We start from the raw sequence: 13,224 nt of genomic DNA on the forward strand, positions 1-13,224 counted from the left end.
ATATCAATGATATCTCTTGAGCAGGCAGTGGTTGCAAGGCTTGAGAGCCATGGCGAAAGGTTCGAAATCCTTGTTGACCCGGATAAGGCTGCTCTTATACGCCAGGGAGAAAATGTAAATCTCGAAGACGCTGTAGCAGCACTTTTTGTGTTTGAAAATGCCTCCAAAACTGACAAGGCATCAGATGAATCCCTGAAAAAAGCTTTTGAGACTACCGACTTTGCGACTATTGCGGAGAAGATAATAAAAAAAGGAGAGATTCACCTTACTTCCGAGCAAAGAAAGGAAATGATTGAGAAAAAGCGCAGCCAGGTGATTACGTTTATCTCAAGAAATTCCATAAACCCGCAGACAAAACTCCCGCACCCGCCGAAAAGAATCGAGATGGCTATGGAAGAGGCCAGGGTGAGCATAGACCCGTTCAAGCATGTAGATGAACAGGTTAAGGATGTTATAAAGGCTTTAAGGCCTATTCTGCCTATAAAATTTGCCGAAATGAGGTTTGCAGTCAGAATCCCTGCAAATTATGCGCCAAAGGCATACGGTGAAATTGCCTCCTCCACAACCCTTGAGAAGGAAGAGTGGCAGAGAGACGGGTCTTGGATATGCGTGTGCAGAATCCCTGCCGGAATTCAGGAGGAGTTCTACGATATGATAAACCGTCTTAGCAAAGGTGACGGAGAAGTGAAAATCCTCGGTCAGGATTAGTCATCATTAATAAGGTAGTAGAAATAATATATACAGACCTAAATTTTGGGGCTTAGCAATTATGGCAAATTCCAGTAAACAGAGAGCAAAAGGAAGAACAGTCGGCAGCGCAGGAAGATTTGGTCCAAGATACGGACGTTTCCTCAGAAAGCGTGTCAACGAAGTTGAAACGGTAGCAAAAGCAAAACACGTATGTCCTAACTGCGCAACAGAAGCGGTTACAAGAAAGGGCACAGGCATATGGGAATGCAAGAAATGCGGATACAAGTATGCAGGCGGTGCGTATGTCCCGCAGACGCCAAATCTTAAAGTTGCCCTTCGTACAATTGAGCGCTCGTTAATCAAAGAGTAACTGAGGTTTTAATCTATGTCAGGTTATAAGTGCGCAAGGTGTAAACAGAAGGTGGATATAGACATAAATGTCCGCTGTCCATATTGCGGCCACCGTATCCTTTTCAAGGAGCGCGGCGCAGGTATAAAAACTGTTAAAGCCAGATGATGGAAGTCACAACTTCGCGCAAACCTGCACCACCCCTGAGAACTTTTTCAAAGGATCTCGCCTTTTCTTTTGGGGGTCATTATTTTCCAAGAGGCAAGGCCGGAATAGAGGAAATTACGGGTGTACATGAGGATGTTCTGATAGTGTCCCGTGAAGGCCGGGATTACTCTGTTGAAATCTACCGGAACAGCTGCCCTGTTTACAGATTCCTGTTTTCTTCATATTCCGTAAAGAAAAGGGATGATAATATTCTCAGGGGTCTTGTAACCGGCAGTCAGGACGTTTTTGAAGATCTTAAAGATTATCTTAACATTTCAAAGGCTGACTGTGAGAGTTGCCTTATGAAATTTGACGGGGCGCAGGGGCGAAGATATGTCCTCAGACTTAAAAAGGAAGGATAAGGCTGTTTTTGAATTTGAAACGCCTTATGCAAAACAGATTTACAATTCCGTGAAACCTGAAGACGACGATATGGGCCGTTCGTCATCAGGTGTTTTTCTGACAGAAAAAAACACTCTTGTCCTTTGTATTGATGCAGAGGACCTGTCTGCACTTCGTGCAGCATTAAATACATGGTTAAGACTTATTATTATTGCAGAAGAGATGCAGGAGGTAATAATAAATGAATAATATTCCACCGAAAGTTCAGAATCAGCTGGCAATGCTTCAGCAGGTACAGCAGCAGCTGCAGACTATTATGCAGCAGAAGGCAAGTTTCGAGATGGCGGCAAAAGAGGCAAAAAGGGCCCAGGAAGAGCTTGCCAATGCAAAGGAAGACTCAGAGGTGTACGTTACCATAGGTTCTGTTATGATGCAGAAAGACAAGGAAAGCGTTTCTACAGACCTGACTGAAAAAATCGAGACACTTGAGCTCCGTGTAAAGTCGCTTGAAAAACAGGAAAAGGCTCTTCAGACAAAGTTTGAACAGCTCCAGCAGCAGATACAGAGTGCAATGCAGGGCCAGCAGGGTGCAGGAGCACCCCCGTCTGCTAATTGAACCTTTGTCAACATTTTTTTATTAAATTCATTTTCTGTTGGGAGAATTAATATATAAGCTAAGGCTCTATGTTTTTTCATAGTGTTTCTTTGACGTTTCAAATGGCGCCGCATGACGTTTTTTTCTGGTTTATTATATGTTTTTGAAAAGAATGTGCCTGAATAAATATGCGATGTCCTGAAAAACAGGCAAAAACATCAGTTATGGTTTCAAAGTATGTCTGAAGGATATTTGCCGACAAATCATTGATTAAAACCATAATATCTGTTTGAATTTAATATTATCTCTCCCGTCTCAAAAGAAAATCTTTAAAAGATTGTCCGTCCAATATAGTAGAGCACCAGACCCGCCTTAACTCAGACTGGTAGAGTGCGCGGCTGTAGTTTGGTTTGCCCGGCAATCTGTCGAGTAACTGCGCGGCTACCGCGATGTCCCCGGTTCGAATCCGGGAGGCGGGATCTGTTTGAAACAGCTGCGGGCTGGTGTAACCAACTGTAATTGCCCAGTTAGTGTAGTGGCCTATCATGCAGCCCTGTCACGGCTGCGACACGGATTCGAATTCCGTACTGGGCGTATCTTTTTGTTTTTTCTTTGTAATTTTTCAGTATTTTTTGTGAATTATTAATCCTTACAGTATTCTGGATCGGTTCCGGGGTACCGGTGCACGGGTTTCGAACATGAATAACGATTCATTGAAAACAGGATGATCTGTTTCTATGGCCGGTTTTCCTGTGCGGACGTCAATTATATCTAGAATAATTTTATAAAAAATTTTAATTAGCGAATATTTTTTAATTCCTGGCTGTAAAACCCGTTATACGGAATAAATAATTATTCAGGCCGGTGAAAAATCCATGAAAAAATTATTATCCTGCAATTTCGGGGGAATATGAAGAATATAACGATAAAGGGTGCACGCTTACACAACCTCCGCGATGTGGACATATCCATTCCTAAGAACATGTTTGTAGTTGCGACCGGAGTCAGCGGGTCCGGAAAGTCCAGTCTTATGTTCGATATCATATTCGAGGAAGGGAGAAAGCAATATCTCCGGTCTCTGGGCATCCTTACAGGAATCGACGAAGAGGACAAGTTCGACAACATATTGGGCATCGGACCGGCGATAGCGGTTCAGCAGAATATAATCCGCCAGAGCAATCCCCGTTCGACCGTGGGCACAAGAACCGGCATTTTGAATTTGCTCGGTGTCCTTTTTGCAGGCGAAGGCAGGATCATGTGTTCTTTCTGCGGGAAACCTGTCGGAGGGGATCTGATCTGTGGAAATTGCGGCAACAGGGAAGAACGCATTCCGGCAGGCTATTTTTCATATAACGCTCCCGAAGGAATGTGCACGAGATGCTCGGGCAGGGGAGCGTATCATGAGATAAATATGGAAAAACTGGTCCCGGACAACTCGACAACACTCCTGGAGGTTTTCGATGCGGCAGGAGTGACACCCGGTTATGCAAAAATCCTGCATAAGAAATTCGGTCCTTACCTGGAAGTCCCGTTTTCACAACTTCCCGATGAAGTGAAGGCGGAAGTGATCTACGGCCATCACGTAAGCGGGAACTCCGAAAAACGGAGTTATTGCCTGACAAGACTTTTCCAGGGCCGTCTCTACCGTGAAGGTGACGATTCGGGCGGAATTTATACGTTTTCTGAATGTCCTGAATGTCACGGGTTCCGTGTAGGAGAAGAGGCCCGGAGGGTGCTTTTAAATGGCAGGCATATAGGAGAGCTCGGTAAGATGACGATATCCGAACTGCACGAATTCCTCGAAATCCTTTCGAACGGGAATTTTTTGACGCCGTTCGGGAAGAAAATCGTTAAGGAAATACTGGGTAAAACGGATAGTCTCATCAAATCCCGCCTCGGCCATCTTTCTCTTTACAGGGAAATGCCTACACTTTCAGGGGGGGAGATACAGCGGCTCTTCCTTAACCTGCATCTTGACTCGGGGATGGATTCGCTGATCTATATTCTCGACGAACCGACGGCGGGACTGCATGAATGCGAAAAGGCCTGGCTCCTTGAGTCGATAAATTCTCTTAAGGAACTGGGGAACTCGGTTATTGTAGTGGAACATGACAGAAATACCATCGAAATGGCCGAACATATCATCGATATGGGACCAAAGGCGGGTACGGAAGGGGGCCGGGTCGTATACCAGGGCGATCCGGCGGGTCTGCTCCGGTGCACGGAATCCATAACTGGCCGTTATCTTTCCGGTGAAATCGCAATGCCCGCCAGAAAATCCGGCCGGAATATTCATGACGGCGAACCGGTGCCCTGCCTGACAGTAAGTCATGCCGGAACAAATAATCTTAAGGATGTGACCGTTTCGTTTCCCCTGGGAGTTCTTGTCGGAATTGCAGGCTTATCGGGAAGCGGGAAGAGTTCGCTTGTCTCCGACACCCTGATCTCTCTACTGAAAGATTATTTCCATGATGAAAGGGATAACGTGGAAATCTGCATCGATGGGGATGAAAGGGACGATGACGAATTGCCTGCTGTTGAAACGATTGCTGAAAGAATAGGAGGTGCGGGGCAGATCTCCGGGTATGCAGAGGTCTCGCAGGCCCCGATCGGCAGGAACACGAATTCGAATCCCGCATCATATACGGGCATATGGGATAAAATTCGCAGGCTGTTTGCCGAACAGCCGGAAGCTAAAAGGCAAAATCTCACAGCGGGCCATTTTTCGTTCAATTCCAAAGGCGCCTGTCCCGTCTGTGGAGGGAGCGGCCGCGAGAAGATCTGGCTGGGGGGCGATTTTTTTATCTACAAAACATGCAGCGGCTGCCACGGGAAAAGGTACAATGATGATGCCCTTTCCGTTAAATACAGGAATAAAAACATCTCGGACGTTCTCGATTTGACCGTTTCGGAAGCTACGGGCATCTTTGAAGATCAGAAAGGGATCGTCTCCATCCTGAAGTTAATGGAGCGGATCGGCATGGGGTACATAAAACTGGGCCAGCCCACTCCCACTCTCAGCGGCGGTGAAGCCCAGAGGATCAAGCTTGCGAAAGAGATCGGCAGGCGAAGAAAGGGCAATATCCTTTATGTGCTTGATGAACCTACTACAGGCCTTAGTTCTTACGATACCGCAGGACTCATCCGGCTACTGGACGAACTTGTGGCGAAGGGGAATTCCGTCATTGTTATCGAGCACGATCCTGCGATTCTATCCGTCTGTGACTGGATTATCGAACTCGGGCCGGGGGGAGGAGCGGAAGGGGGAAAGATTATCGCTGAGGGTTCACCTGTGTCATTGAAGAAGAATCCGGGCTCGGTGACAGGCAGGTATCTCTTATGCGACGGGTGAGGATGGAGGACCTGAAAAGAGATTACTGGCCGACTGAAGAATGGCGGACGGCGGACCCGGAGTCCGCAGGGATGGATCCCGGCAAACTTTTCAAACTGGATAAGGAACTGAGCTCACGTTATTCGGGCATCAAAGGGATGGTTGTGGTCAGTAAAGGCTGCATCGTCTTTGAGAGGTATAATAGAGATTTTGGCCCCGGCGATTCTCATAATGTAGCCTCGGTGACCAAAAGCGTGATCTCGGCCCTGATCGGTATAGCTATAGACCTGGGTTATATTGAAAGCGTGAACCAGAAAGTGCTGGACTTTTTCCCTGATTACATTCCGGCGAAGAACGATTTTTTAAAACGCACGGTTACAATAAAAGACCTCCTCACCATGACGGCCCCGTTTGCATGGAAAACGAGGAATATGAGGTATGAGCCGCTGGACAAACTTCGAAGGCAAAGGGACTGGGTCACGTTCATCCTTGACCTGATGGGCCGGGGCGGGCAGCCGGGGGAATTTCAGTATTGTATGGCAGGCCCTCATCTGCTTTCGGCAATAATTTCAGGTGCTACGGGTAAATGTGCCCGGGAGTTTGCAAACGAATATTTATTCCGGCCGGCCGGCATGAGAGAGATCCCGGATCGTTCAATGAAATCATTCGGACCGGATGATGTTTTCGGGAAGAATGTGGAGGGCTGGATTAAAGATCCGAACGGTATCACAACAGGGGGATGGGGGCTGACACTGACTCCACGTGATATGGCCCGTTTCGGATTTTTGTACCTGAATGGCGGTTTTTGGAATGATAAACAGGTTATTTCGAAGGAGTGGGTCGATGAGTCGACGGCTATGAATTCCAACGGGTACGGCTACCTGTGGTGGCTTGGTGAAGAGAACGATCTGTTTTCATTCTCGGCTCTGGGCGCCGGCGGCAATGTTATCAGCTGTATCCCGGAAAAAGATCTCGTGGTGGCAATCGCATCCGAAATAGTAAGAAAACCGCGTGATCCCCGGTGGCTTATTGAGAACTATATTTTGTCCGCTGTTCAGTAATGCCGACTCCGGCGACTAAATTTTGTACCTTTGGCATTCGCGTCGACGTCTCCTGTATGAATCCCTACGCTTTAATTATCCCGGCGGTGCATAATTATCCCAACGGTGTGAATAGTGGCGTGCGGAAAAAGAATATACAAACATCTCTTCGGTCCCGTTCCTTCGAGGAGGCTCGGGGTCTCACTCGGGATCGATCTCATTCCTCATAAGACGTGCAGCTACAACTGCATATACTGCGAGTGCGGGAGGACGACGAATCTCACCGTTGAACGCCGCGAGTATGTTCCGACTGCGGAGGTCATCGAAGAGCTGGATTCTTTCCTTTCGGAGTCTCCGCGGCTCGATTATATCACGTTCTCCGGTTCGGGCGAGCCGACACTTCACAATGGAATCGGGGAGATCACCCGTTTTATCAAGAGTAATTACCCGGGATACAGGGTCGCACTTCTCACGAACGGGAGCCTCTTTTTTGACAAGGGCGTCCGTGATGAGATGAAGGATATCGATGTGATTATCCCATCGCTGGATTCAGCCACCGAAAGTGGGTTCATGAAGATCGATCGCCCGTGCAGCTCGCTGAAGGCCGGAGACATGATCTCAGGTCTCGTGGAGCTGAAAAAGGAGTTCCCCGGCGAATTCTGGCTCGAAATCTTCGTGGTTCCGGGCCTGAACGATACGGAGGAGGAGCTTGCTGCCCTATTGGAAGCGGTGCACAGGATTTCGCCCGACAAGGTTCAGCTGAATACGCTCGACCGTCCTGGTGTCGTCGAATGGATCAGGGCGGCGACTCACGAGGAACTGGAGAGGTTCGCAGAAGGTCTTGGTTATGAGGCGACGGAGATCACCGGGAAGCCGTCGTCGAGATCGGAGATCGAGAGTTTTTCAGGTGATGCAATGGAGTGCATTATTCAGACTATATCCCGCCGGCCCTGCACTGTCGAGGACCTCTCGTCTATTCTCGGGATGCACCAAAACGAGATCAACAAATATATCCAGCTTTTGATCGAGGAAGGACGGGTCGCGGAGAAGAGGGAGGAGCGGGGAATCTTTTTCGTTAGTGTTGAGGAATAAGATCCCTAAAGATCTGTTTCAGTTCATTGACTCTCTATTAAACAATATCAGAGAAGGGAGAGGGATTCTCCCCCTCCCTTCAACCCTCCCCCTGTGGCGATAGGTCGCCTTCGGGATGGGCAAGCATCCCTCCGGCTCCGGTTCAACAACTTATTTTTGTCTTCCCGGCTGAGGCTACCCGGGAGGGTAGCGTCCAAGCCGGGCTATCGTAATTGCGAAGGTTTGCGAAGCGAAGAAAACCTGAGCTAGGGCTGCCTCGTAGGGGCTTATGCCCATCTTCGAATCTCTGGAGAGTCTTAATAAAAAAAAGGAAAACCAAATTTTATTTCTTGTCTTTTTCCATGTATTCCCTGATCTTCTTCTCTTCCCATTCGTCATCCATTATTTTGGAGTGCCCGAAGACATGCCATGCATGCATCAGGACAGCAAATCCCCACAAGATAGTTACCCAGAAGAACCAGTAGTCTCCGGGAGATGTTATGTAGTTGATTACAGCAAGTATTACATTTACAAAAATATACGCGGAAAGGTGAGAGTAAAACCCTTTCAGTTCTTTGACTCTTCTCTTTGCTTTCCTGTATGATTTATCATCGTCCATCGTTTGAAATCACTCCTTCCCTTTTTATTCCCTGTACCATGTAGATGAAACTGTTAATTATTAGATTTTTCCATGAACCAGACAGCTTTTTCCGGTTAAAATCGAAGTATTAAAAAGTTAGTGATTACAATACTGTATGTTAATTTTACAGCATGCCCAGTTAGTGTAGTGGTGTATCTTTTTGTTTTTGCTGACTTTTGTCAACTGTTTTGCATTGATTTTTCGTTTAAAATAAAATTTTTTTCGGCTGTAAAGTTTTATCAGAGCTATTATGGCGAAAAATACAGGAAAGAGTTTCAGAAGCGGCCCTGTTAAGAGTAGGTCGCAGGTCGAAAACCCGAAGACCGGGCTGTACACCAAGAGGGGGCCTGACGGCAGGTTTCAGAGCGTTAAGAAGAGCGGCGGGAAATACAAGGGTGTCAGGAGAGAATAAAGGTTGGCGTATGATTTTTTCGGGTTTGACCAGCGTACAAAGGCTAAAAAAACCCGACAGTCGCTGACTTACGCCATGAAGAAAGCCCTTAAAGAGGCCGTCGGCTACAGGTGCGAAATCTGTAAGAAGAAATATCCTGAGAGAAATTTAAAAGTTCATCATATTAATGAGACCCATAATGCGGATAATTCCAAAAACGATCTGAATACTCCGGGAAATTTACTGATAATCTGTTTGAATTGTCATGACGATGTCCGTCATAAGCTTTTCACAAAAACGGATCAGAAGAAGGTTGTCCAAAAGAGGTCAGCAGGTGCAAAAAAGAAGATTTTCAGTGCATTGAGAAAAATGACAAAGGTATACTCAGGCCCAAATGATGATAACTTATTTGACTTTGGATTTTAGGAAAAGTCCTTCTTTTTCCATAATCAATGAAAGTCAAACCGGATTTCTGTTTTACATTGAGGAGACATGAAAAATGTCCCCGGGTAAACATTCACCCCTTATGAACACAAGTTTTGTATTAATTTTTCACAACCAAATTAAAAATAGTAATATTTATCTGATCTCCTGTGAAGTTTAATTTATTAATCTCATCTGTTAACGGCCGTTATCTGCGGTCCTGATAATGTGTATGATATTATTCGTGAAGTCTTGTTTTCCTTAACCGGAGCATGCAAATCTTTTTCGGGGCAGACCTGTTATCCTGATAATTTTTCCCGGAAGTCTTTTGCGGTCTTTTGCAGGTGGGGGGAGAAAAGTTTGTCACGATAAATACCTGTCTCTTTGAAGACCAAAGCTGTGGCCTGATGATAGTAATTGGAGGGGTTATTATCTGTAAGAAATGGAAGAAAATTTTTATTTTGTGTCTGGTCCTGAGTTTTTTCTTGGTCGGTGTAGTTTCGGCTGCTCGCGGGGACGGTAACGGTTCTGGATTCGGTCAGAAATTTATATCTCAAGTGATGAATGCTAATACTAATACTAAATTAGTTTCTCCTACAGGCACCGGCACCGCTGAAGATCCATATGTTTTTCATACTGGTGTTACCTATCGTGCTCCGGGTGGCTGGGCGGATGCGGCATTTGAGTTAGATGATTATGAAAGAGAAGAAATCTCTTTCCTTTTCGATTGTCCAATGGCGAGTTGGTCTAAAGTTCAGACAACTATTTCACCATATTATATTCATAAATGTGATTGTGTAGAACAAGAAACACATTGGTGGGGTGGGTATTATGAAGGTTCATTTAATTCTTCTATGCCGTTGTCAACGGGTAAATGTTATATTTGTCCATTGATAGGTGATACTACTTTTTATTACGTCGTAACCGGACAAAGCAGCCCTGAAGCTTCTTTCACCGCAGCACCGACAAGCGGCCCCTGTCCGCTTACCGTTCAGTTTACCGACACTTCAACAGGTTCTCCTACATCGTGGCTATGGGATTTTGGTGACGGTAATACATCGACAGAACAGAACCCCGTGCATGTGTATACGTCACCCGGAACATTTTATGTGAGCCTTACCGTGTCAAACGACGGCGGTAGCGATACAGTGACCAAAAACGATTTTATCACGGGAACAGCCTCTGCACCGGTTGCAGACTTTACCGGGACACCGATGTCAGGATATGCCCCGCTGACTGTTCAGTTCACCGATACTTCCACCGGTTTTCCTACATCGTGGTCGTGGTCATTCGGTGACGGATATACGTCTACCGGGCAGAACCCTTTGCATGTGTATGATACGCCGGGCATATACACGGTAAGTCTTACAGTGGAAAACAATTCCACAAGTGATACAGAGACAAAAGATGGGTATATTACAGTCTTGTCCCGGACGGTTAACTACTATGTCTTTGCCGATGGTGTAGGTGAATATCACGGTTACCAGAATAACACAAATCTGGGGACTGACCCGGTTGCAAGTTCACAGGAATTATACAGGCGTATGACAGACGAGGACTGCTGTCATGAATATGACGGAATAAATTACTGCTGGAATGAAAGGAGCAACCCTGTCGACGACAGCACTGGTTCGGTTTACTGGAGCAGCACAGAGTCGGCCGACACAATAGGCGCGAACAGCGCGGAATTCGCGTATCACTCAGGTCACGGCTGGAATGACGGCATACTTTTCGGGACTGCAAACCAGTATCATGAGGTATTTAGTTCAAACATGAGTTTCAGCACAGCAAAATGGGTTGTACTGGACTCATGCAGTGTATTAAACGAGCCAACGCATGGCAACTGGGAATCGGTATTTAACGGGCTTCATATTCTTATGTCATATGATACGACGGGGTTGATAAATAGTAATACGGGTCCGCAGTTTGTCGAAAGAATGAGAGGCGGAACGTATGGAGGAAACCCATATTTAGTAACAAAAATAAAAGAAGCATGGGAACTCACACTGAAAGATATTGTCCACAACTCAACTTATAATGGAGCATATATGTGGGCCGACCCCTGCGGGGAGGATTATCTTCCGGGATACGGACCTTTTGAAGAGCCGGTGAAAAATAACGGAAACTATATCATTCACTGGGAGGATTTTCCATGCAACTCTGAGGGGGTGTAAGGTAAATGAGAGCTAAATTAACTGCTGTTTTAATAATTTTTGCAATAGTAATTATCGGAAGTTTTGTCTTCTTATATTCTAACGGATCTGATATAAATCCTGATGAGAATGTTAGCCCTTTACAGAACACAACAATACCTACTTCCGAATCCAGCAACGTAGCAGGCAGAGTCTCGCATAACCTTGTCCTTACTTCACCTGCAAAGGAATCTGTTGAAACCGTTATGGTTTACAAAACAGTTCCTCCTGTTGTTAACAAAGAAGTAACACTGGAATATGCAAAAAAATTCAATGTAACTGGGAAACTACGAGACAATGCTGTAGTACAATCTGAAGATCTGAGGTTCGGTGTGGAAATCTCTAAAAATTCAGGAAGAGTAATATACATAGATCAGGACAGACCAAATGAAAATCAGGACGCTCCACAGTATCTCCCTTCGGATGAAGAGGCAATAGAAATTGCGACAAAATTCCTGAAAGAAAAAGACCTTTATCCTGATGGTGCAGTTAACCCGTCAGTTGAGCGTGAAAATGCATACACTGTCGGAAAAGGCGATGAGGTTTACTTTAGTCAAATCGGCGTGTGGTATCACCGTTATCTCAACGGTCTGAAGGTAAAAGGAACGCAGCTTGTGGTCTACGTCGGCGGTGGCGGAGATGTCATAGGGTATTACGCCAACTGGCGTGACTATGAACCATACAAGGAGTACCCCGTTGTATCCTCCGGCAAAGCTTTTGAAAGTCTGAAGTCCAGGGGAGTCTCTGTTGGTATGAACAGCCAGGATTCCCTGGTCTCTTTTGATGAAGTGTATCTTGCGTACCAGACGACAGCCGGCGCCTATTCTGAGGACTACCTTGAACCTGTCTGGGTATTTAAAGGAAATGTGATGAATGAGGATAATAAGGCGGTAACGGATGTTGTCCAGTACATTCCTGCACTGGCAAAGGAGCCAACTGAGTTGATCTCAAAGTAATTTTTGGAGCTGATTCATGGATATCTCAGGGGGGAATGGAAAAGAAATAATAATAGGAATCCTGCTTTTTGCAGTGATACTTGCAGGATTTGCATGTTTACAGTTTGTCCAATCTGACAAAGCACAAAGCTCGAACAATGATACCGTTGAACCGACAGATACGCAAGTTTCAGAATCAAGCAATGTAGGAGGATGGGTCTCGCATAACCTCGTCCTGAATGCACCATCCTCTAAAGAATCGCAGGACAGTGTTATGGTGTACAGGACACTGCCTCCTGTCATAAATAAGGAGACTACTCTGGAACTCGCAAAAAAATTCAACGTTGTTGGAACAATACGGGATGATACTGTAGTTCAGTCTGATGATTTGAGATACGGTGTTGAAATATCAAAAAAATCAGGACTTGTGATATATATTGATCAGGATCGTCCAAATATAGATCAAGATGCACCTGAGTATCTCCCTTCAGATGAAGAGGCGATTGAGACTGCAACAAAGTTTCTGAAGGAAAAAGGTCTCTATCCTGAGGGTGCAACAGAGCCTGTTGCCCAGCCCGAATATTCTTACTCCGGAGGAAAAATCGTTTTTGGTCAGATAGGAGTATGGTATAACCGTTATCTTGATGGTTTGGAAGTAAAGGGCACCCAGCTCGATGTAGGTGTGGGGGGTAACGGTGATATTATCGAATATTTTGCAAACTGGCGAGAATACGAACCGTATAAGGAGTACCCTGTAATCACGTTGGATAAGGCATTTGAAAACCTGAAGTCCGAAGGTGTCTATGTTGGAAAGGACAACAAGGATGCTCAGGTCTCTATTGATGATGCTTATCTTGCGTACCATACCAAAGCCGGAGCATATACCGAGAATTATCTCGAACCTGTGTGGGTATTTAAAGGAAATGTGATGAATGAGGATAATAAGTTGGTAACGGATGTTGTCCAGTATGTTCCGGCACTGGCTGAAGAGCCAACCGAACTGATCTCAAAGTAATTT

15 protein-coding genes and 2 tRNA genes are annotated in these 13,224 nt (G+C 45.7%); 16 read left to right on the forward strand and 1 reads right to left on the reverse strand.

Annotated features, from left to right (window positions below):
- Window positions 1–6: 6 nt before the first annotated feature.
- The 11 genes from J2128_RS01900 (at window position 7) to J2128_RS01950 (ending at window position 7,646) form a co-directional block, all read left to right on the forward strand.
- Window positions 7–708 carry a ribosome assembly factor SBDS gene (locus J2128_RS01900; protein WP_209689169.1) on the forward strand — a complete coding sequence of 234 codons (702 nt, stop codon included), beginning with the start codon at window positions 7–9 and terminating at the stop codon, window positions 706–708.
- Between the two features lie 61 nt (window positions 709–769).
- A complete protein-coding gene (locus tag J2128_RS01905; protein ID WP_209689172.1) occupies window positions 770–1,060 on the forward strand; it encodes a 50S ribosomal protein L37ae in 291 nt (96 codons plus the stop codon).
- A gap of 15 nt (window positions 1,061–1,075) precedes the next feature.
- Complete coding sequence (locus tag J2128_RS01910; RefSeq protein WP_209689175.1) at window positions 1,076–1,207, forward strand: DNA-directed RNA polymerase subunit P; 132 nt, start codon at window positions 1,076–1,078, stop codon at window positions 1,205–1,207.
- Window positions 1,204–1,608, forward strand: coding sequence for a hypothetical protein (locus tag J2128_RS01915; RefSeq protein ID WP_209689177.1), 405 nt, complete (start codon window positions 1,204–1,206; stop codon window positions 1,606–1,608). The genes J2128_RS01910 and J2128_RS01915 overlap by 4 nt, the downstream gene beginning before the upstream one ends.
- Complete coding sequence (locus tag J2128_RS01920; RefSeq protein WP_209689180.1) at window positions 1,580–1,837, forward strand: KEOPS complex subunit Pcc1; 258 nt, start codon at window positions 1,580–1,582, stop codon at window positions 1,835–1,837. Before J2128_RS01915 ends, J2128_RS01920 begins: the two co-directional genes overlap by 29 nt.
- Window positions 1,830–2,204: a prefoldin subunit beta gene (locus J2128_RS01925; RefSeq protein WP_209689182.1), complete on the forward strand. Its 375-nt coding sequence runs from the start codon at window positions 1,830–1,832 to the stop codon at window positions 2,202–2,204. Before J2128_RS01920 ends, J2128_RS01925 begins: the two co-directional genes overlap by 8 nt.
- 345 nt (window positions 2,205–2,549) lie before the next feature.
- Window positions 2,550–2,662 (forward strand) — tRNA-Tyr (locus J2128_RS01930).
- Between the two features lie 42 nt (window positions 2,663–2,704).
- Window positions 2,705–2,777, forward strand: a tRNA-Asp gene (locus tag J2128_RS01935).
- A gap of 316 nt (window positions 2,778–3,093) precedes the next feature.
- Window positions 3,094–5,535, forward strand: a complete 2,442-nt coding sequence (locus tag J2128_RS01940) for an excinuclease ABC subunit UvrA (RefSeq protein ID WP_209689184.1) — start codon at window positions 3,094–3,096, stop codon at window positions 5,533–5,535.
- On the forward strand, window positions 5,523–6,575 hold the full coding sequence (locus J2128_RS01945; RefSeq protein ID WP_209689186.1) for a serine hydrolase: 1,053 nt from the start codon (window positions 5,523–5,525) through the stop codon (window positions 6,573–6,575). The genes J2128_RS01940 and J2128_RS01945 overlap by 13 nt, the downstream gene beginning before the upstream one ends.
- Before the next feature lie 114 nt (window positions 6,576–6,689).
- Window positions 6,690–7,646 carry a radical SAM protein gene (locus tag J2128_RS01950; RefSeq protein WP_209689188.1) on the forward strand — a complete coding sequence of 319 codons (957 nt, stop codon included), beginning with the start codon at window positions 6,690–6,692 and terminating at the stop codon, window positions 7,644–7,646.
- 322 nt (window positions 7,647–7,968) lie between these two features.
- Here the strand turns inward: J2128_RS01950 and J2128_RS01955 are convergent, their stop codons facing one another.
- Window positions 7,969–8,244: a 2TM domain-containing protein gene (locus J2128_RS01955; protein ID WP_209689190.1), complete on the reverse strand. Its 276-nt coding sequence runs from the start codon at window positions 8,242–8,244 to the stop codon at window positions 7,969–7,971.
- Between the two features lie 271 nt (window positions 8,245–8,515).
- Between J2128_RS01955 and J2128_RS01960 the strand changes: the two genes are divergently transcribed.
- The 5 genes from J2128_RS01960 to J2128_RS01980 all read left to right on the forward strand — a co-directional run bounded on the left by J2128_RS01960 (window position 8,516) and on the right by J2128_RS01980 (window position 13,221).
- Complete coding sequence (locus tag J2128_RS01960; RefSeq protein WP_209689192.1) at window positions 8,516–8,677, forward strand: hypothetical protein; 162 nt, start codon at window positions 8,516–8,518, stop codon at window positions 8,675–8,677.
- 3 nt (window positions 8,678–8,680) lie between these two features.
- The gene (locus J2128_RS01965) at window positions 8,681–9,082 is read left to right on the forward strand and encodes an HNH endonuclease (protein WP_209689194.1); all 402 of its coding nucleotides are present in this window, start codon (window positions 8,681–8,683) and stop codon (window positions 9,080–9,082) included.
- 887 nt (window positions 9,083–9,969) lie between these two features.
- Window positions 9,970–11,253: a PKD domain-containing protein gene (locus J2128_RS01970; RefSeq protein ID WP_209689196.1), complete on the forward strand. Its 1,284-nt coding sequence runs from the start codon at window positions 9,970–9,972 to the stop codon at window positions 11,251–11,253.
- 5 nt (window positions 11,254–11,258) lie between these two features.
- Window positions 11,259–12,227 carry a hypothetical protein gene (locus J2128_RS01975; RefSeq protein WP_209689198.1) on the forward strand — a complete coding sequence of 323 codons (969 nt, stop codon included), beginning with the start codon at window positions 11,259–11,261 and terminating at the stop codon, window positions 12,225–12,227.
- A 16-nt stretch (window positions 12,228–12,243) separates the two neighbouring features.
- Window positions 12,244–13,221, forward strand: a complete 978-nt coding sequence (locus J2128_RS01980; protein ID WP_209689199.1) for a hypothetical protein — start codon at window positions 12,244–12,246, stop codon at window positions 13,219–13,221.
- Window positions 13,222–13,224: the final 3 nt, after the last annotated feature.

Origin of the sequence: Methanomicrobium sp. W14 (assembly GCF_017875315.1) — an archaeon.
Lineage (GTDB): Archaea > Halobacteriota > Methanomicrobia > Methanomicrobiales > Methanomicrobiaceae > Methanomicrobium.